This window comes from Neobacillus drentensis (assembly GCF_036965645.1).
GTDB lineage: Bacteria > Bacillota > Bacilli > Bacillales > Cytobacillaceae > Neobacillus > Neobacillus drentensis_D.
In genome coordinates this window covers 20053-42597 of sequence record NZ_JBALPZ010000089.1, presented here as the reverse complement: position 1 = coordinate 42597, position 22545 = coordinate 20053, and the positions used below count along the sequence as shown (strand labels likewise).

Sequence of the window (22545 nt, the reverse complement as noted above, 5' to 3'; positions counted from 1 at the left end):
AGGGCAAAGCCCAAAGAGTCGGTGGAAGAGAAAGTAGAGAAAATGATAGTTCTAAGGGTGTACCATTTTTGGTACACCTTTTTTAGTATGATGAAAGTAATGAATGAATTTATTAAAATATAGTTATTAGAATCTTTTTTACCAGATGTTCAAATTAGTAAAACAGATTCTAGATGTGGGATAATTTTTTAGAATAAAGGTAATCGAAAAGACGGGGGAATACATATTGAAATCACTAAAAAGAATGCTCTATGAATTAACGATGGATAAGGACTTTGTCGCCTTAAAATTCCTGATTGATCGTCCGAATGTCTTCCATGTCGTTGGGGCTACCCATTTAGAAACATGGCATTCGAGATTCCTATCCTGGCTTTTGGATCCGACAGAAAGACATATGCTGGGATATTATCCTTTTCAAAGATTTTTAATGGCCGTTGCCGAATCGGCTGATGAAAATTTAGACGATATTACCGATCTCGCCATGCTGAATGTTAATCAATTCAGAAATCCCGAGGTCATAGCCGAAAAGGATATTAACAAACTAGATATTGATGAGCAGGAAACAATCGAGGACATAGAGAAAAATGACGACAAAGGAAGGCTCGATGTCTTCTTTAAGGTAAATATGGTCGATGAAAAAGACTCTAGCCGAGAAAAAAAGCTAATCCTCGCGGTTGAGCAAAAGGTCTATGCAAGAGTGGACGTGAATCAATGTCATAAATACTTAAGGAAGTTTGAAGAGAAATTCAGTGATGAAACGTTTCTGCTCGTAGGATTAGTACCAAGAAGCCAAATCAAAGAATCCAATGAAGCAACGTTTGGCAGTTCAAAATGGTATGGAATTGATTATCAGCAGTTAGTAGACATTGTTCTAATGCCTTGCCTGGAAAATCCTGATTTAAGTATTTACGCCAAACCCATCATTCAGCAGTATGTAGATGCCTTACGGATGCCTTATAAAGGAAATCGTGAAAAATTAGCGACAATCGAAGAAGAACGAACCCTCGTTCGTTCCTTATATGATCGCTTTGAAGAGGTGTTTACAGCGATTACGAAAATATCAAATGAAGAGGACAGTGAAGAAAGAAACTATGTGAAAACGATCGTGAGCGAAACCTATGGTGAAGTGTTTAGAACCATCAAATGGATCCTTAATGAGGAAAACGATGTAGAAGAGATATGGAATTTTTCGACAACTTTTCAAAGAAACATTCACAAAAGATGGGACGAGCTCCATATAGTCATTCATCATGAGGGTGAAGAGACAGTTATTAAAGGAAAAACGGTTCCAGAACTTTGGGAAAACACGTTGGAATGGATTGAAAAGCAAAAGCTTCCTCTTCGTCAGGTCGTAGAAGAAGGCTTTATTCTTGGAGGCCGAAATACAGGAAACCGTTATGCCATAGCATTCAAGCCATTCCATAAAGATCAAAGAAAATTCGTCACTGAACGTACATACGTCTCAATCCTTACAGGTGAGACTTATTACATTGAGGGCAAAATTAATTCTAGTATTTGTATGTTAACCATTGCGAAACTACTAAGAAAATTAGGTGTAGCGGTAGAAACTCCACTACTAAAGAATAGTAGAGACAATTCTCCTATTTATTCAGATTAAAGGGAATCAATCGTTAAAGAAACGACAAGTACGATGCACTTGCCGTTTCTTTATTTATACTTGCTATTCTTATTTTTATGTCTAAGGATTAACTGATCTAATAATAAAGCTGAGAGGATCCCCACCGTATAGCGAATCAGATCCACCGCCAGAAAGCCCTTGCCTAGCACCAGTGCACCGAACCAGGTACTGCGAATCTGATTGATCCAGTCTGCCTGATACAATTGAGAGAATTCAATACCAAAGCTAAACAATAAACTGAACAAGATGCTTAGGAAGATGTGTTTCCTTGCAAGCAGGAAGCGAAAGCCAAAATAGACCATCATAGCCCACAGCGCATCACCGGCATTCTCCGCTAGAAATAAAGGCAGATATGGACTGTATTTTCGGGAAGCAAGCCCTAAAAAAATAACCGCCACAGCATAGATAAGATAGGTTTTCCTCAAGTTACCGGTAACTTCGTTAGTAGATAAAAATTTAGCAGCCAATGGAATCACTCTTTAAAGAATTATTTTGTCTACTATTATATCAGAAAGTTTAGGATAAGAATGGGTGCATACTAACATTGAATATTATTAGAATTAACATAAAATAATGTAAATATCATGTGGAATGGGGTTAATTAGAACTGAAAGTTAAATCACCAGACTTAAGAGATTATAAGATAAGTTAAAATTTGACTGTAAATTGGTTAATAATCAACGGGAAAAAGGGTACTGTCTATTCTACAATAAACGAGTAAGCGCTTAATTAATACAAATTAAAAAAGGAACAGCTTAAGATTGGAGAGTGAAAATGATGCCATATAGCTTAGACTTAATCTATGGATGCGGAGGTTTGTATGGAAGAAGTAAAAACAACACATTACGTTAGATATCTTAAGGATCTCCAATCTCTTAAGCAGATATGGAGCAACGATGGTTGCTGATGTCGGACTTAATAGCATACAGCAATGGGTGATTCTTAGAGGTGATCAAGAAATATTGATATTAAGCGAATTACTTAGCCGGATGGTTGAGCATTTGAAAGAGGAGTAATGATATAGGTTTCGGTTACGAGTAATCTGCTAACGTTCCGAATGGAACAGGTCTAGACGAGTTTATTCGAAATAATGAGAAAAGAAAATATTCATTTTTCATTACAAAGTGCAATTAAATAACAGTGTTCTGACTGGGAAGCCACGCAGTAACATTTACGATATCCGCCTTTTCTTATTCATTCCAAGCCCCTTTCCGTGGGGCTTATTTTTTTACATGCCACCCCAAATATATAAGGGAACGGTCCGCAAGGTATGTTTAATCAAAAAACACTTTGTCTAAAATAGTTTATTGAATGTTCCATTATATTTCCTTCTTAAGAATCACTTCTTAATCAAAACACGAGGTGGCAAAAAAAGAATGATTCAAATCACCAAAATTCAATTATTTATGCTCATTATGTTATTTGAAGTGGGAAGTACAACCCTTTTTGCACTTGGAATCGGTGCTAAGCAGGATGCTTGGCTGGTTGTTTTACTTGCTTTCTTTATCGGGACAGGTCTGATATGGGTATTTACACAAATCCCAAGAATTTGTCCTGATCAAAATTTTTCCGAAATTCTTAATGCGGCAGTCGGAAGGAAATTAGCCATTCCATTGTTGTTCATTTACGGTGCCTATTTTTTTGACGGTGCCAGTTTCAATTTTTATGAATTTGCGGCACTGATTAACATGACAGCGCTGCCAAGGACACCTTTTCTCGTTATCCTTTATTTTTTTATGCTTGTATCAATCTATATCCTATCGTTGGGTTTTGAAGTTTTAGCAAGAACCGGAGAAATTTTATTGCCAGTCTTTATTATTTTTCTGGTAACCATTTATATTTTTACCATGTTTTCAGGTCAATTTGATATCAATGGGTTACTTCCCATTTTAGGCAATGGAATTAAGCCGCTTTTAGGGAAAACCTTATTCGACGTTGTGGTTTTCCCTTTTGGTGAACTCGTCGTTTTTATCATGTTTTGGCATTTTGTAAGTAAGCAGGAAGGTATTCGAAAAATCACCTATCTAGCAGTGGCGCTTTCAACATTTTTAATTATCTTTTCACTCATTATCATGCTTGCTACTTTGGGGCCAGATCTTACAGCAAATATGGATATTCCATTATTTCAAATGATCCTATCTATTAACATCGCTAACTTCTTTACGAATTTAGACTTATTAGCCGTTTTAATCATGTTTATCGGCGGCTTTTACAAAATGAGTTTGCATTTTTACGGCGGTGTCCTTGCACTTACCTGGATATTTAAAATCAAAAATATCAGATGGGTAATTCTTGTTTTAGGACTGATCTTTCCGATTTACAGTAATCTGCGCTTTGAAAATTTGGGCTATCACCGCTGGCTTGGTTTTGAGGTTCACACCTATGTAATGGGTATGATCAACCTTATGAGCATATTATTATTAATTATTATTTTTCTAAAGAAAAAAGTGATCATCTTAAAAAAGAGGAGAAAGAGTGATGGTAATCCTCCAATTAATCAGGAAAGCTGATTTATTAAGTAACATCATATTATTGGGAAGTTCCATGTTTATTTTGATCTTTCTCCTATTGATTGCGATCCATCTATTTACGTTAATGTTTAAGCGTTAATTTTTGGCTTGGGAAGGTCCCCACATTAACCCGGTAGAGTTGATTTTAAATTGAACATTGACTGTATAGGGGACTTCAGCAAACCGATCATTCCAATCTTTTTTTACTTCATTCCATACCTTTGGTTCTTCTTTGTTTAAAGCTCTTCCAAATCCAAAAATATCAGAATGGAATTCTTTTTGTGCTTTTTCTATCGCTAATTTGATATCCTTTTCGATTTGCTTATTCATTTTTTCTTCAGTCTTCTTCATATGTTCAAGGATTTTTGTATTGTCTTCAAGTGATGTCGTTACTTCCTGTTCGGTGATAATCCCATCACCTTCCACGTTTATGGTAAATGAGATTTCTTTTCCTTTCACTGTTGGCTTAATGGTTGTGTCGGCATTTTTTACTTCAACCGATTCATATCGGTTTTCATTTACAGGGGAGGGGATGGATACCGCTCCCGATTCTACTTCATTCTTGCACCATCGATAGCCGATTGTCTGATGTTCATTTAAGTAGCCAACTAATTTATCCTTATTAAAAACAGCTCCGCCGGACATTTTTACATGTTTTTTTGAAAATTTGTCTTTCTCAATTTTTAACACCCCAACAACCGGTTCAATTCCGCTTCCAATCGACTCTTTATAAAAATCAATCAGATTGATTTTGGCTCCTTTTAACTGAAATCTCGTATCCTCAATCATATCTCTTATTCGGAAGGCAGGGATGGACTCAATTCCTCCTGTTTCTATTCCCAGAATCTCACTTGCTTGTGCATTCTTTGCAATACATAAGAACACATAGCCTCGTATTTCTTTCCCGCGCTGAAAAAAGTCAAGTACTGGCAGCAGTCCTTCTCTTGCCAAGGTTTCCCCTATCACAATCACTTTGGTATGGGCATAAAATCCTTTACGGTCGAATTCTAGATTGGAATTCCGTATGGCTTCAAAAATCGTCTTTCCCGATGTAACCACTTTTTCAACGGGCTTTTCGGTACTGGGCATTTGGGTACTGATTGCCCCTGGTCTTAACATTTGTGTGGAAACAATAAATTCCCCGGAATCCGGATCTTTATCAACGGCAACTCCCATTACGATTCCCAGCTGCTTTAATTCCGTTCGGTCCCAGCAGCCTGTCAATAGCAATAAGCAAGTACAACAGAAAACCGCCTTTTTCATGTCTGACCCTCACCTTCATCCTTTTTGGGAATACTGGGTTTGTTTCCATAAACCGATCTTTTTGAGTTCTTCCAAGTGATCGATTGCGGCCGCGAATGAAAAAGCCAAATCGGCAGGCGTATAATCGAATCCTTCCATTCACTCCAAATAATAGGCGCTTGAGGTGTTAAATAGGGGGTCCCAAAAGATCTGAGAGAACATAAATGGCCCAGAAGAATCATAAAACCCATTAATATTCCATATAAACCCAATGCGCCCGCTAATATCAACAAAAGAATTCTCGATAAAATAATGGCATCATTAAATGCAGGTACCACAAACCCGGCAATCCCTGTAATGGCTATACAGATTACCATGGCCGAGCTAACCAAACCCGCTTGAACCGCTCCTTCGCCAATAACTAGGGCACCGACAATGCTTATCGCCGAACCTACAGGCCTGGGCATCCTTACTCCTGCCTCTCTGAGAAGTTGAAAGGTGATTTCCATTAACAATGTTTCAATGAAAATAGGGAAGGGGACACGTTCTTCCCCGGCAGCCATTGTTGCCAGCAAGAGTGAAGGAACCATTTCTTGATGATAGGTCGTAAGGGCGACATAAAAGGGCGTGGCCGCAACCGAAATAAATAGGGCTAATAATCTTAATAATCGAATGATGGAGGATAAATAAGGCCGGGAGTAATAATCCTCTCCGACTTGTAACCCCTCGATAAATAGAAAGGGAACGGTCAAGACAAAGGGTGTACCATCACAGAGTATCGCTACTCTGCCTTCCAGTAATTTAGAAGCAACTTTATCAGGTTTCTCACTATTTCCCACAGAAGGGAAAATCGAAAAGGGGTTGTCCTCGATATATTGTTCTACGTATCCTGATTCCAGTATGGAATCCACATTGATTTGCTGCAGCCGGGTGCGTACCTCGTCCACAACCTTTTCATTGGCGATCCCTTCGATGTAGCCTATACGAATACTTGTCTTGGTCTGTTTGCCAAGCTTTATATTTTCGAACTTTAACTGGGGGTTATTAATTTTTCTGCGAATTAACGCCGTATTGACCTTTAACACTTCATTAAAACCTTCGCGTGACCCTCGTACACTTGATTCAGTATCAGGCTCGCTTACATTCCTTGTTTCAAAACCTTGAGTACTCATGGCGAGTGCCGAATCTAATCCATCTATAAAAAGAACTGTTTTTCCGGTTAAAACACTGTCAATAACTTGATCTATCTTTTTTAGATTTTGAATATCTGCCGTATGAAGAATTCTATTTTTTATAATGGTAAGTAAATTGCTATGATCAAAGTGTTGATTGGAAAAATTGGGTTCCATTAACGGCTTTAAAATATTTAAATTGATATAATCTTCATTCACGATTCCATCTAAATAACAAATAAAAACCTTATATGGTTTTTGGTCCAAAAACTCAAACTCTCTATAAAAAATATCATCCGTTTTTCCAAAAACTTCTTTTAATAAAGAAAGGTTTTCAGCTAATTTTTTATCAATATATTTTTCAGTGATTACCTGATCATTGGGCTTAGAGGTTAGATTTTGAGGAAGGATTTTCTTTAAAGATTGAAATAAACTTCGCATGTAGTTTCCTCTTTCAATTCATAATGGATTCGATTCTGTTATTATTTGTAAACAGATAGAAATCATTCCTTTTGCCAACACTTGAACCGTTTAAGAAATTACCTGATACGAAGCAAAATAAATTAGCGTTGCAATTAATCAATTACATAATACTGATGATAGTTAGAGGAAATTATGATGAAGCGAGTATATACGAACTGCATTCACTTTTGATTCCAATAGTATCTATTTCAACAATGTTCTTGCTGCAACAAATGTTTCCAAAGATATAGTAAGAGCTAGAACCTTTTCCAAGCTCATTTGTTTTTCTGTATTTCCATACATAAATCGACATAAAAAAAGACCCTCATAGGGTCCTTCTTATTAATTCAAAGTGTTTCTGTAAACATAAGGGTCGTTCGGTTTTGGAATGGTTTTATAGCTTGTTACTTTTAATACAGGAATTTTAGTTTTCATTTGTGGATAATAGACTGTATCCATTGTTCCTGTTACCTGATACCATTGGTCATTCGGAATGTGTACGTTTTTCGGGAATTGAATCATCATTCCAAAGGCACCAGAGTCCGCGACACAATGAATGAGCCCAAAGCGAAGTAAAAACAGCTGGTTAGGTTGTTCTCCTGGACCATTGTAAGTAAATCCTTTCATGGTAAGAGTTTTCCCTGCAAAAGCCCCTGAAAAATTATACATTACTTCTAACCCGACTAAATAGTCCTTATCTGTTAAGGTAATATTATTTTTTGGAATATAAGACTTAGACTCTTTCCTTACTAAATCCGTAAAATCAGCTTGGTTCATGAATTTACTCATATCAGGATTTAAAACTTGATGCGTCCCGTAACGATCACTTCCGTCTTCTAATGTCGGAAATGAAAAACCCTTTGCATCCACAAGCTGTGAATCAAGAGTTGCCACTGGAAAAATCACACCTGTAACTGCAGGAATTAACACAAGAGTGTAGGCCAAGAATTTTTTTATCTTTTTTCCAGTAGATAGTTTCTTTTTTTCGTGACCATGACCATGATGGTGTTCATGGTCATGATGATCGTGGCTACAATCACAATCACGATGGTCCTTTTCCTTTTCTCCAGAAGACCATAATTTAATCCCTTCGATAACTGTAAGTATGAATAAAATCACGATCATACTCGAAGATAAGAAGCTATATTTCATGTTTATATATTTTGAAATGTTTCCTGTGGTATGCAGCATAAAAAACAAGTTTGTAGTAAGTATTAAAATAAGGACTTTAAACATCATCCAACATCCTTTACAGAAGAAGTGAACCAATGAATACAAATGAAGTAATTAATGAAACTAAAAGAACCGCAAATTTTGCCTTGAAAGACCCAAACATCATAAGTAAGTTTTTAATATCTACCATATTGCCAAACACTAAGAAAGAGACGATTGAAGTTTGGGGGAAAAAGTTACGAAAAGATGCTGCTACAAAAGCATCTGCTTCTGAACAAACGGATAAGATAAATGCTAAAGCCATCATAACCAATACAGCAGTTACGTGCGTACCGCCCAGCGTTGTTAAGATCCGTGTTGGTACATACACTTGCATTGTAGATGCAAGTAGTGCACCCAGCACTACATACTTTCCCATGCTAAAGAATTCGTCAATGGTATGGTTAAAAACGCTCATCAATTTTTGTCTAGTATTCTGGTGAGAATGGTCGTGAACATGTATTTCGCTATTTTCCTTTAATGGATTGTCCTTTATGACAAAAGATAAGACAAGTCCAACTAAAATAGAAACACCGATTGCTAACCCTGCTCGGTACCCTACCATTGTCCAGCTATCTCCGAATGCAATAAATGTAGCAAATAAAACAATCGGATTGATAATTGGTCCAGAAAGCATAAAGGCAATTCCTGCATGAGGGGCGAGTCCTTTTTTAATTAACCGTGACACTATGGGAACAATCCCACATTCACAGCCAGGAAATAATACTCCCATAAAACTAGCAGCAACAACAGATAAATATCTATTTTTTGGCAGAATTCTAAGCAGTGTATTCTCAGAAACAAAAACTTCAATCAATGCAGAAATAAAAGCCCCAACGACAATAAAAGGGAATGCTTCAATGNNAATCGATCCATGCAAATTCCTCCTGTGATCAAACACAATTGGTTCATTTAAAAAAACAACTACTATCATATCAAAATTATAACTAATTAGATATGTTTTGATTTTCCATATGTGGTAGATATGTTTCCTATTAATATAGTAAACAATCTTTGTGACGAAGTTGTTAATAGTTTTCAACGTAAAAAAATAATTCCAGCACTATTGGCTGGAACTCCTCTTTCTTTGGGTATTGGTTCGTTTACCCAATATCTATGGTACTGAATAAATGTGAATATTTTATGAACAAGCGGTTAAAATTTGTTTCCATGATAATTTAAGAATTAAAATGGCTTAATTTCTCTATATACTAATTGAAAACCATATAATAGAAGCGCTCTAAATTCCATTATATGAAGAAAGCCGCCAAATTGGCGGCTTAACCATTAATGTTGAACTTGCTTTTGATGCTCCATTACCTTCTTATGGGAAGGAAGGAAGAAAGTAGCGATTAAGTTTGCGACTCCAATAAAAAACACGAGAATAAACACAAGGTGCATCCCATGGGCAAGTCCCTCATGAATCATCGTAAGGACATTTGCCGGCAGCTTATGAAGGGTGTCTGAACTTAAAACATCACTAATATTGCCTCCACCGCTCCATCCTCCAGCTGCATGTTCTTTTCCAAACGTAATCAGAGAGTTGTTAAAAATCGTTCCAAAGACAGCAACCCCAACCGTTTGGCCAATCGATCGAGTAAAGGTGTTTGAAGCCGTTGCCGCTCCACGCATTTGCCAGCCAACCGCCGATTGAACAAGAACGGTGGTTGGCGTGGTCGCGTAACCCATCCCAAGACCAAAGACAATCATAATCCCAACAAAATACCAATAAGGTGAATCAAGTTCGACAGCCAGCAGCCATGTTCCACCGAGGGCAATCAAAACAGCACCCAGGATCGCCGTTAACTTAGAGCCAATTTTATACATATAACGACCGGCAAAAGTGGCACCCAAAGGCCAGGCAATCGACATGGGCATGAGCGTTAGTCCTGAGCTTGTCGCACTGTGTCCAAGAATCGTTTGAATCCACATAGGCAAATAAACATTCACCCCAATAAGAACAGAACTTGCAAGAAAACCGATGAAGTTTGAAACCAAGATAACCGGAATCTTAAATAATGATGGGGGAAGCATCGGTTCCTTCACTTTGGTTTCAATATAGCCAAAAAGCACAATAAAGATCACCGCAATAGCAAACAGAGTATAAATGGCTGCCGAATTCCATGCATATTTCTGTCCCGGACCGGCATTTAGCAGAGCGTATAATAGAGTGGAAATACCAATCGTAAAAGTAATCGCTCCAAGATAATCAATTTTACGATCTTTCTTCAATTCTACTGTTTCATGGAAGAAAACAGTGATTAATACAAGCGAGACTAAACCGACCGGCAAATTAATATAGAAAATCCAACGCCAGCTGATTTGGTCCACAAAGAATCCGCCTACCAATGGGCCAAGAAGACCGGCAATTCCCCAGACCGCACTAAATACTCCCTGCATTTTCGCTCGCTGCTCGCCGGGGTAGAGGTCACCAATAATCGTGAAGGTTAACGGCATGACCGCTCCAGCACCGATTCCTTGAAAGGCTCGGAACCAAATTAATTGAGTCATTGTATGAGCGGCACCTGACAACATCGAGCCTGCTACAAACAAAATAACACCCGTAATAAAGATTTTTTTTCGGCCGAATAGATCAGCTAATTTACCGTAAATGGGGGTTGTTACTGAAGTGGTAAGCGTATAGATGGCAAAGACCCAGCTGATTAATTTTAACCCGCTGAGGTCACTGACAATCCGCGGCATGGCGGTACTGACAACGGTGACATCTATGGCGACTAATAGAATCGCAACCAGCATCGCAACGGTGACCATTTTTCGATTTGTCGTTGTTTTTGGCATGTTTTGTCTCCTTCATTTAAAAAATAGTAAAATAAAAATATGGCAAAATCCTTTTAAATGTCAAGGTATTGACTAAATTAGTTTACGTTATCTATATGACTTAGTCAACAACTTGACTAATTTTATCGATTTCATTAAGATAGTCAATAATCTATGGATGCGGAGGTTTGTATGGAAGAAGTAAAAACAAACATTACGTTAGATATCTTTAGGAGCTCCAATCTCTTAAGCAGATACGGTGCAAAGATGGTTGCTGATGTTGGACTCAATAGCATCCAGCAATGGGTAATCCTTCGAACCATCATTAATAGAGGAGAAATTTCCATTGGTGAACTAAAAGAAGAAATGCTGGTAACGAAACAAAATATGACCGGGATGATTAATCGCCTGCAGCAATCCAATTTAGTTACCTTATTTCAAGACCCAGAGGATAAAAGACGAACTCGAGTGAAGATAACAGAGGAAGGAATTCGTGTTTATGAGCAATTGAAATCCTTGCGAAATGATTTTAATGCTCAGACTTATCATATTTATAGTGATCAAGAAATAGTGGTGTTAAGCGATTTACTTAGCAGGCTGGTTGAGCATTTGAAAGAAGAGGAATGATCTCAAGTTACGATTACGAGTAATCTGCTTGTGTTCCGAAATGAACAGGTATTGACGAGTTTATGTCGAAATAATGAAAGTAGAAAACATTCATTATACATTACAAATGGTGCCTGACACCAATGGAAAGGAGACCGAGGATGACCGCTTTTGTTGATCACCCAGATGGTATTTTCCCTTCGGTTTGTTCACTAGACTGCCCGGATCAATGCGGGTTGCTCCTACATAAAAAGAACGGAAAAATAATCAAGGTAGAGGGTGACCCCAATCATCCAGTTACGAAGGGGTTTATTTGCAACAAGGTTCGGAATATGACGGAACGAATCTATGATGAAAAACGCCTAAAATATCCAATAAAACGCACTGGTGCGAAAGGAGAAGGGAAGTTTGTCCGAATAAGCTGGGAGGAAGCAATAGAAACGATTACCACCCGCTGGAAGGAACTGCTGCAAAACGAAGGTGCCGAGAGTATTCTGCCCTACAGCTTTTATGGAAATATGGGAAACCTTAGTGCGGAAGGGATGGACCGCCGCTTCTTCTATCGCTTGGGGGCTTCCCAGCTGGTCAGGAGTATCTGTAACTCAGCCGGTGCAGCCGGTTATCAATATACAATGGGCGCAAGTTTCGGAACTGATCCTGAGGATACTATTTACACCAAGCTGTTTATTTTTTGGGGGATTAATGCAGTAAGTACCAACATGCACCAAGTAGCTCTTGCCCAACAAGCCCGGAAACAAAATGGCGCTAAAATCATTGTGATTGATGTCCATAAAAATAAAACTGCCAGATTAGCAGACTGGTTTATTCCTATTTTACCAGGGACTGATACGGCTCTGGCTTTAGGTCTGATGCATATATTATTTACTGAGAACATAGTAGATTCCGCATTTCTGGAACAATACACGATCGGTCATGAGGAGCTGCGTGAACATGTTAGGCAGTATGACCCTGCAACCGTTTCAAGCATTACGGGCATACCAGTAGAGGATATTTTTCAACTGGCAAGGATGTATGGTAAAACTTCCCCTGCCTTTATTCGAATTGGAAATGGCCCGCAGCACCACGACAACGGCGGTATGTTTGTGAGAACGATCGCCTGCCTCCCTGCTTTAACAGGACAGTGGTTAGTAAAAGGAGGGGGGGCGATCAAAGGAAATTCCGCTTACCTGGCCCATCATACAGCTTATTTGCAGCGGCCAGATCTGTTGGAAAATAAAAAAACGCGCGTGATTAATATGAACTTGCTGGGAGAAGCCCTGCTTACTTTAGATCCCCCGGTAAAATCGCTCTATGTATATGGGAGTAACCCAGCCGTTGTAGCGCCAGCTGGCAATAAGGTTCGAAGAGGATTAGAGCGGGAAGATCTATTTACGGTTGTCCATGATTTATTTTTAACAGAAACGGCTCGTTACGCAGACATTGTTCTACCAGCCACATCTTCCATTGAAAACACCGACTTTTATACATCGTATTGGCATCACTATATTCAGCTTCAACAGCCTGTAATCGAACCATTCGAAGAATCAAAGTCAAACGTGGAAGTGTTCCGGCTGCTAGCTAAAGGAATGGGTTTCACGGAAACGGCTTTTGACGAAACAGAAGCAGAATTAATTGAGCAATCACTAGCGAATCCCATGAATCCTTATATGAAAGAAATAACTTACGAATCTTTAAGGGAACATCATTACATGAAAGCAAAAGCGAAATTTCCGCTCAGGCTCCCAACACCGAGCGGAAAGATCGAACTATATTCCAAAAAGATGAAACAGGACGGATATCCTCCATTACCAACCTATGAACCTTTAAAAAATGACTTTGATCATCCCTTTCACTTTATAGCGGGGCCGAACCATAGCTTTTTAAATTCAACATTTGCCAATCAGTCAACGCATGTGGGGATGGAAAAAGAGCCAGAAGTCGTTTTAAATCATTACGATGCTGAAAAATTGGGAGTGCAAAATGGAGAACAGGTCCGGGTTTGGAACGAACAAGGAGAATGTATCCTTAAAGCGAGGGTTGGTGACAGCGTCCTTCCAGGTGTAGCAGTAACTCAAGGCCTTTGGGGAGCTGATAAGGGAACAAAACATCTCGTCAACTCGCTTACCCCAGACCGTATCGCAGACATGGGCGGAGGCGCCACTTTTTTTTCAGGAAGAGTTACCATTGAAAAACGAACTGGTGCCTGACACCAAAAACCACCCATAGATGTTACTTATTATCATTCCTGGATCGTTCATCCGGTTTATTTGGCTCTTCCATTTTCAGAAATTGAATATCGTCACTTATCTTCTTTTCATGCTGGTTCTTCAATGTGAGGACTGCCGCCTTCCCGTCACTGGGCGATCCATCGGAAAAATACATAGGAAATAGAGAGAAAAACAGCATGTAAAAGGAGAAGTAGATAAACTGATACCAAAAGACTGACTTTTCTAGAATTCCTTGAGAAATGAGGGCGTCTACCAGAAAAATACCTGCCAGGTTGAATAAAGCCCCACCAAGGTAAATGAAGGTGTTCGTGACACGGTTATCATGCCGTAATGATTTAAACTCGCAGGCTCCATTCCAGAAGTAGTATCTTCTTATCTCAATATTCCAAAAGGAAAATACCTTTGTCCCGGATCCAATTACGATTTTTTTCTCTGATGCGCCGAAAAGCGTAACGAAAAAAATATGCCCGCTTAGATGGATAATCGTAACGATAGGCAGGATTACGAAAAAAGAGATTAGAAATTTTATTATGTCAGCCAATCCAAACATGATTATCCCCCTAAAATATTCGATAAAGATCTGTCATTTCGTTTGAGTTCGTTGAGACCGTTATTTATGTACCCTGTGAAAAAACAACGTTAACTAGAAAATATTTGCAGTAAAAGAACATAGAGATAGTATATAAAATACTGAAATGGCATAAGCAACGATAAGGATAAAGGTTTCATTCTTCCCAAGGACGGGTAGTTAAAATAAGGACTACCAATCAAAGGAGGAATTTCAATGTACGAACATGAAAAACATTTGGTGGGAGTTTACGATACTGAACAAGAGGTAATCCAGGCGGTGGAAGGTTTAAAACGACAGGGTTATGCTTCGGAAGATATTTCAGTTATCGGGAAAGACAAAGACGTTGTAAAAAACATTAATGATACAACTGGTACGACAACGGAAAAAAGCGCTCTTACTGGAGCTGCAACAGGCGGTGCACTTGGTGGGATAGTAGGACTCCTTGCTGGTGTAGGAGCCCTCGCTATACCAGGTATCGGACCTATTGTAGCGGCTGGTCCAATCGCTGCTACCCTGACCGGGGCTGCTGCAGGAGCAGGCGTAGGTGGATTGACTGGGGCATTAATTGGATTAGGTATTCCTGAAGAAGAGGTTGACCGTTACGAAGGCTATGTAAAAGAAGGTAAATTCCTGGTTGCGGTGGAACGCCGACAAAACCGTCTAGGAGAAGGACAGCGAGTGGATACCACTGTAACCCAAAACGATCCAGACGGAACCATTCGATCAAATGATCCATACACTACTCCGGTCACTCCGTTACATCAAACTATAAACTGAGACAAAAGCAGAGAATTTTAATGATTGAAAGTGGAAAGGGTACTGTCTTCAAGTGGAGGCGGTATCCTTTTTCATTTGATCGAACGCAAGATACGGACTTGGTTTTCTTCATTTATTTTGTAGTATACTATATGAAACACTTTGAAAAGAGGAAAAAAGGATGGTGTATGATGGAAAAGCAGCTTCCCCCCGGCCAATTTGAAACAGAGAAATGGCCCATACTGCACAAAGGGGATATCCCCGTGTTTAATAAAACCTATTGGAATTTCAGACTTTTTGGTGAAGTAAAAGAAGAAAAGGTCTTATCGTATAAAGAAATCATGGCGCTTCCGAAGACCATCTCAACCGTTAACATGCATTGTGTTACGACCTGGTCTAAATTTGATACCACATTTGAAGGCATTGCCCTTAGAGAGTTATTAAAATTGGTGGAAATCGATGAAGAAGTTAAATACATTAAAATTTACGGTTACTACAATGGGGATCGATTTGGTTATTCTGCCAACCTGCCGCTCGAGCCTTTACTAGGCGATGATTCTTTGTTTGTCTACCGTTGGAAGGATCAACACCATGATTGGCAGGATATTGATTTCAAACATGGTTATCCACTAAGGTTTATTCCGCCAGAAACATTTTATCTTTGGAAAGGCTCCAAATGGGTGTCAGGGATTGAGTTTATGAAGGAAGATGAGGCAGGTTTTTGGGAAGAGTTTGGCTATTCGATGACAGCCAATCCATTTAAAGAAGAACGGTACCGTTAGCAACAAATCACTTTAAATATTCCTTATCACCGTAGTAAAACTTAAGTTAGTATGAGATGCGTTTATCCTTCCTGGATGAACGCATTTGATTTTTGAAAGTTAGGTAGCCGTTACTTTTCTATCTTACTATTAAAAAAGATAGTAGGGTTTACTATATTCCAAAATGGGGTATTTTACTAGAAAGACAAAGTAACATGAAATGCTGTTAACGGGGCACTCCATTCAAGGGAGAGGCAAAACCAGTTATCTCGTCCTTTGCCAAAAAAATTCCAATGGTGTCTTGACTTACGAAACCTCTAGACTGGGAGTGAAAACTGGGCAAGGAATTCATCCTGCTCTTCGATTCTTAAGGAGGAAATCACTATGTTAAATTTCATGATTGGATTTATTCGAGGAATCGCGATTATGTGCCCGTTTTGGTTCATTATTTTCTTAGGTGCATCGGGCAAAAAGGAAAGATACGCGGAATAAAACCTAGAGGATCTAAATAGAAACTAAATCAATGAATACTGAAAAAACGTTAAGTAATCATTTTATTGGCTTCCCAAATAGAGGAAGTCTTTTTTTTATGGTAATAGTGAATCTATTTAATCTACTTTAAAGGAACATGATTAATGTTAACCGTAAATCCATCATGCTTGAATAGAGTTTCTAGAGGCATAAATCCCATCTCTCTTTAATAGTTTCTAGTATAGGACTAATTAAGGAGCTGATTTAATGTATCCGGATAGGGTAGTAAGGGAAATGACTGGTGTCAGCCAATCATTATTAGCTGATCTTAGAGAAGAGTACAGAAAATATGGTTTAATAAGGGAATTTGAACATTTAAATGATACTCACATTGCTGATTTGGAAAGAGTACAGCAGATCAGACAAGAAGGAAAAACAGTTAGTCAAGCAATAAGAAAAATAGTAAGGGAAAGGGCATTGAAAACGCTGCTACAGGAATGTAGTGATGGATTTGAGGAGTTACATGAAAGGATCAATAGATTTGAAGCTAAGTTGGATCGATTGGATCAATTGGCTAATAGGGAGTAGGGAGAAAGGGTAATGGCTTAACCAGTACCCTTTTTTTATATAAACAAGTCCGCAGGTTCATATTGATCACCCTCTGAGTTCTTTTCATTCTCTCTATTTGCCAACGATCTTTTTGCTGTCGATATCTTTCGTAATAAAATGCTCTCCCAGCCATGCGGACAAGCAGTTCCTAAATTCTTCTGGAAGAGGTTCTTCAAACAGCTGCTTATAGATTTTTAAAGGGTTAGAGGCGTCCATGGTGCCGGGCCAGCATTTTAATATATGGGTCATATCCTGGATGACATGAAGCTCCGCTTCACCTGACACAGTAGGAATGACTTGTTCAGAGGCAGCAAGCGGCACCTGGCAATCCTTATCACCGGCTATAGCGAGAACAGGACATGTGATTTGTCGGAGGTCTGCAAATACATCATATTGATAAAATTCTCGCAGCCATTTAGCGGGAAACTTCTTTCCAAATACCCTCATGGTCTCCGCAGAACTGTTCAATATTTTTTTATCGAATTTAGCATTTGTCTTTTTAGCTTTGTCTGTAGCATGTAATGTTCTAATCAGCCACCCCTTAAATCCTCCCAGCTGATTCAAGGCATCATACGCCTGCTGGCGCTGCCAGTTAATGATTTCCTGCATGGGCATAGCCCCACCGCATAAAAGGATCACGCCGGCAGATGATTCCTGGGCATAAACCGCCGGTGAAAGCTGTGCACCCTCACTGTGGCCAAGGATAATGGTTTGATTTTCATTTACTTTTGGATGCCGTTTGAGATAGCGAAGGGCAGCGGTGGCATCGTTTGCCAAGTCCTTGAATCCTCGAGTATAGGCGTCACCCTCACTCTGATGGGTGCCGCGCTTATCATAGCGGAGCGTAACAAAACCGAGGCCTGTTAAGAATTCAGCCAAGTCTTTATAGATCCCCATATTGAATTTTGGGCTGTTGCCATCACGGTCATTGCCACCGCTTCCGGGGATAATCAGGACAGCGGGATAAACTTCCTCTGTTCCAATCGGTACGGTTAGCGTACCTGAAAGTTTTACTTCACTTTGAGTGACAGCATTCTCTTCTTTGATTTTATATACCATGATCAATCCTCTCCCTCTCCCGCATCCGGGATCATAATTGCTGCAATGGTCCGTATTTTCGCCCTTCAACAGGTGTATTTTAAATATATTCTTGAAAAACAGCTCCATGTCCTTTGGCAAACTCCATCAATTCCAGGTTATTCAAATGGAGGTCAGCCTGTCGGAACAATTGCTTAAATTTGCTTTTTCGTTTTTGTGAAAGGGATCATCTATAAGTTTGATTATTACCATTATTAATAATGATAATAAAACATTGGGAGGTAATTGTAAACTGTTTTTTGAAAAATTTACTAATTTAAAAAGGGACACAATTCGGTGTCCCTTGTGCTATTGACTCTGTTTTTGTAACTGAGGCATCCGAAGTGTCAACAGCATAATCAGGATTCCGATGATGACACAGATGATGGCCATTACATGAAAATGGCTAGTGGTAAATTGCTTCCCAAATAAAATACCCAGTAAACTAGAAGAAAAAATCGTCCCTATGTATCGTGACGTCATAAAAAGCCCAGAAGCAGTGCCGGTTTCGGCAGGAGGAACAAACGTGTAAAGTGCCGTCTGCAAACCAAGATTGTTGAAGCCGTTGCTAAGTCCAAGGACCGATAAAGAAAAGAATATCCATCCCGCCGGCGATGACCCGTGGATGGTAAGAAGAAGCAAGGAACCTGCAATCATACAGGATGTCCCTGCGATTAAAGCAGGTTTTGAACCACGATTGTCAATCCATCGGCCAGCAAGTGGCGACACAATAATGCCAAAACCGGCAATGGAGAGCATAATAAGCCCTGTAGTTTTGGAATCGAAATGTCGAACATTTTGCAGATAGAGCGGCACCCCAAAGAAGATCGAGTAGAAAATCACATTGACCAGGATAAACTGTACATACACAAAACTCATATTCAGGTTTTCTTTAAGAGCTAATACATTGATAAATGGCTGCGATTGTTTGCTTTCGTATTTATAAAAAACGAAGATAAAAACCAGGCTTACCAAAAGTTCACCCCAGTTAACTCCACTTTCCCATGAAAGCAAAAACAATAGCAAGCTTAAAATGGAAAGAGTAAATAGAAGAATTCCGATATAATCAATGGTGACTTTCCTGCTTCTATCTCTTCTATCTTTTGGAAGAATAAATAGCCCTAGAAAAAAGGCTGCCAAAATGAAAGGGAAGTTGACCAAAAAGATTGCTTGCCAATCCCAGTAGTGGGTGAGAAATCCACCGATGGAAGGACCGATTGCGGCGGACACGGATGAAAAAATTGAAAGGACTCCCAATGCCTGTGCTTGATTTTCCGTGATAGATTTGCGGATGATTCCCATTCCTGCCGGGAAAAGTGCTGAACTTCCGATTGCCTGAATAATCCTGATCGCAATCAGCCAGCCAAAGCTCGGAGAAAAGGGAGCTGCAACGGATGCTGCTGCAATCATTATCAGGCCAATTAAATACATTTTCTTAAGTCCAAATGCATCGCCGAGCTTCCCCATTACCGGCTGACCGATACCACTGGCAAGATAATAAGTGGAAATAAGCCAAGATGCATCCGTAAACGAAAGAGAAAATTGATTTTGGATGCGGGAAAGCGCCACGGCAATCATCGAAGAATTTAAGGGATTCAGCAACGTTCCCAAAGCAACGGCAGTAATAAAAAGAAAGCGGGTTTTGTTAGGTTGAGACATAGGTTTCCTCTCCGGTGAGTATGGGAAAAATATTCTTCTTCATCATCTCTCTCCTTTTTACTAAATTTTAACATAAATGGCTTGGACAATGATATAATGAGAAATCTAATAAGAGCGTGGCAGTACAATAAGGAGATGCATGCAGCAAGACTTAAGTAATAAGATAAGTTAAAATTTAATTAATAGTATATTAATGGATGGAGGGGGGATAAAAGTTGCATAGAAATAAAAAATTACACTCGTTTCTATTGGCTAAGGCAAGAAATCTTACAGAGGAATGGTATAATTCTCTCGATAAATGTGACCCTTCAGGAGTTTATGCCTCCGATGACCCTAATGTAATCAAAACTTTAAAAAAACAAAACTTTGATTTCCATTTACATCTTTGTGAGGTCTTTATTAAAGAGGAAACAGCGTTCCTGGAAGATTTTCAAAAATGGATCCTTTCGATTGCTCAAGATCCCCAGCATTTAAACACACCAATCCATTTTATGTTAAGAGAATTTTTTAGGGTACGGGAACAGTATCTTGATTATATTAAAGATTTTGTTGCGCTACACATGGGTGAGTTTCCCAATGAGGTGATAGATAGCTGGAATCGAGTGATTTTAAAAGCATTTGATAAAGTCATTTTAGGCTTTGTCGAAGAGCATCAATACTATTTACAAGGAAAACTTTCAGCTCAACAGGAACTTATTCAGGAGTTAAGTTCTCCGGTTATTACTCTTAACAGCGAGGTAGCGTTACTTCCTCTTGTGGGCGAGTTTGATACAAGACGTGCACAGTTAATGCTTGAAAAAACATTGAAACAGTGTGCCAATCTAGGAGTAAATTTTCTTGTTATTGATTTATCAGGCGTTCCAATGATTGATACAATGGTAGCACATCAAATTTTCCAACTGATAAAAGCATTAGGACTAATGGGGGTGACATCTACCCTTTCAGGAATTAGACCTGAGATAGCACAAACAGCAGTACAGCTAGGACTTGAATTTAATAGTGTTTCGACCTATTCGACTCTGCGTCAAGCTCTGAATTCTATTGCTGCCATCAAAAGATAACATTGTTTTTTGTTTATCGAATTGCTGCCACTAAACGGTCGAATGATATGTATAAAGGACACTTAAGTAAGTCATGGGGAGGGTTCAATCGGCTTTTGATCCAGAAGATTGTCCCCATGGCTTTTTGTATGAATACTCAGATTTAGGTCCTGCTGGCAGGTACCAAGTATAGGAGGAATTATTGATCCATTATAGAATAACTATTATACAGAGATTGGATCATTGCTTAAATGGATGAAAACATGACTGTTCCATATTAGGTATAGTCCATTTAAAAGGGATTATAGGAGAATAACTGAATGTTTAAAGAATGGAAAAAGATCTTACTGCTTGCCATACCTTCGATAGCTTCATTTGCTTCATCAACGCTTACAGGAACGATCAATCTCATTTTAGTTGGTCAATTAAGCGCCCTTGCGATTGCCATCGTGGGGGTTTCAAACATTATTATGTATAATGCCTGGGCATTATTTTCCGGAATAGGGCATACGACCAATTATTTAGTGGCTCAAAATTACGGATCCAACAACATGGAAAAAGGTGTTGAACGTACCTATATCGCCTTTTATCTTTGCATTGCGGCTGCGGCAATGGTTTTATTAGTAGGTTTACTATTTCCAGAAGCCATCTTTAAGTTGTTGGGAAGTTCACCTGAGATGATGAGAGAAGGCAAAAGTTATTTGCAATTTCGTTTTTTTGCGATGGTATTTTCGATTTTCACCTTTGTTATTCATGGATTTCTCCGCGGAATAGGGGATACCAAAACACCAATGATCAGTACCATATTAGGCGGAGCCTTTATGATTTTTCTTACTTTTGGCTTAACATATGGAAATATGGCTCTTCCTAAATTGGGTTTAATTGGTGCTGGTATTGCCTTTTTTATAGGGGAATTGGTCACGTTTCTTTTTTGCGCTTATTTTTATTTCATAAAATTACATTCAAAATATGAAACACGCAAAAGAATTGCCTTTGACCGAGCAGAATCAAAATTAATTTTTGCTGAAAGTGCCAAATTAGGCATACAGGAATTTTCGATGGCCATGGCCATGTTTGTCTTTACTGCATTTGTTACGAGATTAGGGACGAATGCGTTAGCCGCCAATGAAGTGGCCTTGAGTGTCATGAGTCTTGGATTCATGCCCGCTTTTGCATTTGGATCAACAGCAACCATTCTTGTTGGTCAAGAAGTGGGGAGAGGTAACCCGATAGTAGGAAGAAAAGCTGGGACGAACACATCCATTTTAGGGTGTATATTTCTATTAATTTTAGGTGTCTTTGAATTTTTTCTTTCGGAACCGATTGCAAAGATTTATACTCACGATGTTCAGGTGTATAAGATAGCCGCAGAATTAATCATGATTTCGGCATTTTTACAGCTGTTTGATGGACTATTAAATTTTTATGCCGGCGGTCTCAGAGGAATTGGCGACACATCGTTTTTATTAAAAATCTCTTTAGTATTAGGGTGGTTCTTTTTTGTTCCACTCAGTTATGTATTCACTTTTATCCTTGATTGGGGCAGTATGGGCGCATGGATCTCCTTATACTCCTATCTCACGGTGTTTGGAGTTAGCGTAATGGTTCGCTTTTATCGAACAAATTGGGATTCCATAAAGTTAAAATCGGTTAAAAATGAATACCAGGATAATTTGATTTAAAAATGGACCTCTTAGTTCAAAAGAAAGCACATGGAACGTGAGCTTTCTTTTTTTTTGTTGCCATTTACGC

The 22545-nt window shown here is 39.0% G+C and carries 18 protein-coding genes; 9 read left to right on the top strand and 9 right to left on the bottom strand.

The window, feature by feature from the left end; all coding sequences use genetic code 11:
- Positions 1-226 precede the first annotated feature (226 nt).
- Positions 227-1618 carry a PD-(D/E)XK nuclease family protein gene (locus tag V7266_RS17495; protein ID WP_335469474.1) on the top strand — a complete coding sequence of 464 codons (1392 nt, stop codon included), beginning with the start codon at positions 227-229 and terminating at the stop codon, positions 1616-1618.
- Between the two features lie 50 nt (positions 1619-1668).
- Here the strand turns inward: V7266_RS17495 and V7266_RS17490 are convergent, their stop codons facing one another.
- Positions 1669-2115 carry a DUF2809 domain-containing protein gene (locus V7266_RS17490; RefSeq protein ID WP_420491441.1) on the bottom strand — a complete coding sequence of 149 codons (447 nt, stop codon included), beginning with the start codon at positions 2113-2115 and terminating at the stop codon, positions 1669-1671.
- A gap of 900 nt (positions 2116-3015) precedes the next feature.
- Between V7266_RS17490 and V7266_RS17485 the strand changes: the two genes are divergently transcribed.
- A complete protein-coding gene (locus V7266_RS17485; protein WP_335469470.1) occupies positions 3016-4149 on the top strand; it encodes a GerAB/ArcD/ProY family transporter in 1134 nt (377 codons plus the stop codon).
- A gap of 96 nt (positions 4150-4245) precedes the next feature.
- Here V7266_RS17485 and V7266_RS17480 read toward each other — a convergent pair whose 3' ends face one another.
- The 5 genes from V7266_RS17480 to V7266_RS17460 form a co-directional block, all read right to left on the bottom strand.
- Complete coding sequence (locus tag V7266_RS17480; protein WP_335469468.1) at positions 4246-5412, bottom strand: Ger(x)C family spore germination protein; 1167 nt, start codon at positions 5410-5412, stop codon at positions 4246-4248.
- Positions 5409-7004, bottom strand: coding sequence for a spore germination protein (locus tag V7266_RS17475; RefSeq protein WP_335469467.1), 1596 nt, complete (start codon positions 7002-7004; stop codon positions 5409-5411). The genes V7266_RS17480 and V7266_RS17475 overlap by 4 nt, the downstream gene beginning before the upstream one ends.
- 363 nt (positions 7005-7367) lie before the next feature.
- Complete coding sequence (locus tag V7266_RS17470) at positions 7368-8261, bottom strand: TIGR03943 family putative permease subunit (protein ID WP_335469465.1); 894 nt, start codon at positions 8259-8261, stop codon at positions 7368-7370.
- Between the two features lie 13 nt (positions 8262-8274).
- Positions 8275-9171: a permease gene (locus tag V7266_RS17465; RefSeq protein ID WP_335469464.1), complete on the bottom strand. Its 897-nt coding sequence runs from the start codon at positions 9169-9171 to the stop codon at positions 8275-8277.
- Positions 9172-9524: 353 nt separating this feature from the next.
- Entirely contained in the window at positions 9525-11036 is a 1512-nt protein-coding gene (locus V7266_RS17460) for an MDR family MFS transporter (protein WP_335469463.1), read from the bottom strand.
- Between the two features lie 171 nt (positions 11037-11207).
- Here V7266_RS17460 and V7266_RS17455 point away from each other — a divergent pair, with 171 nt between their 5' ends.
- Positions 11208-11642 (top strand): MarR family winged helix-turn-helix transcriptional regulator, encoded by a 435-nt coding sequence (locus tag V7266_RS17455; protein ID WP_335469462.1) that lies wholly within the window; start codon positions 11208-11210, stop codon positions 11640-11642.
- 140 nt (positions 11643-11782) lie between these two features.
- Complete coding sequence (locus tag V7266_RS17450) at positions 11783-13828, top strand: molybdopterin-containing oxidoreductase family protein (RefSeq protein WP_335469460.1); 2046 nt, start codon at positions 11783-11785, stop codon at positions 13826-13828.
- Positions 13829-13850: 22 nt separating this feature from the next.
- Here the strand turns inward: V7266_RS17450 and V7266_RS17445 are convergent, their stop codons facing one another.
- On the bottom strand, positions 13851-14399 hold the full coding sequence (locus tag V7266_RS17445) for a hypothetical protein (protein ID WP_335469458.1): 549 nt from the start codon (positions 14397-14399) through the stop codon (positions 13851-13853).
- A gap of 234 nt (positions 14400-14633) precedes the next feature.
- On the opposite strand from V7266_RS17445, the gene V7266_RS17440 reads away from it, so the two are divergent.
- The 3 genes from V7266_RS17440 (at position 14634) to V7266_RS17430 (ending at position 16996) form a co-directional block, all read left to right on the top strand.
- Positions 14634-15197 carry a general stress protein gene (locus V7266_RS17440; protein ID WP_335469456.1) on the top strand — a complete coding sequence of 188 codons (564 nt, stop codon included), beginning with the start codon at positions 14634-14636 and terminating at the stop codon, positions 15195-15197.
- 170 nt (positions 15198-15367) lie between these two features.
- Complete coding sequence (locus V7266_RS17435; protein ID WP_335469455.1) at positions 15368-15958, top strand: molybdopterin-dependent oxidoreductase; 591 nt, start codon at positions 15368-15370, stop codon at positions 15956-15958.
- A 717-nt stretch (positions 15959-16675) separates the two neighbouring features.
- A complete protein-coding gene (locus V7266_RS17430) occupies positions 16676-16996 on the top strand; it encodes a hypothetical protein (protein ID WP_335469453.1) in 321 nt (106 codons plus the stop codon).
- Positions 16997-17089: 93 nt separating this feature from the next.
- On the opposite strand, the gene V7266_RS17425 is transcribed toward V7266_RS17430, so the two are convergent.
- Both V7266_RS17425 and V7266_RS17420 read right to left on the bottom strand, forming a co-directional pair.
- Positions 17090-18076, bottom strand: coding sequence for an alpha/beta hydrolase (locus V7266_RS17425; protein WP_335469451.1), 987 nt, complete (start codon positions 18074-18076; stop codon positions 17090-17092).
- Between the two features lie 327 nt (positions 18077-18403).
- On the bottom strand, positions 18404-19753 hold the full coding sequence (locus V7266_RS17420; RefSeq protein ID WP_335469449.1) for an MFS transporter: 1350 nt from the start codon (positions 19751-19753) through the stop codon (positions 18404-18406).
- Between the two features lie 215 nt (positions 19754-19968).
- Between V7266_RS17420 and V7266_RS17415 the strand changes: the two genes are divergently transcribed.
- A complete protein-coding gene (locus tag V7266_RS17415) occupies positions 19969-20814 on the top strand; it encodes an STAS domain-containing protein (protein ID WP_335469447.1) in 846 nt (281 codons plus the stop codon).
- Positions 20815-21113: 299 nt separating this feature from the next.
- Positions 21114-22475, top strand: coding sequence for an MATE family efflux transporter (locus V7266_RS17410; RefSeq protein WP_335469445.1), 1362 nt, complete (start codon positions 21114-21116; stop codon positions 22473-22475).
- Positions 22476-22545: the final 70 nt, after the last annotated feature.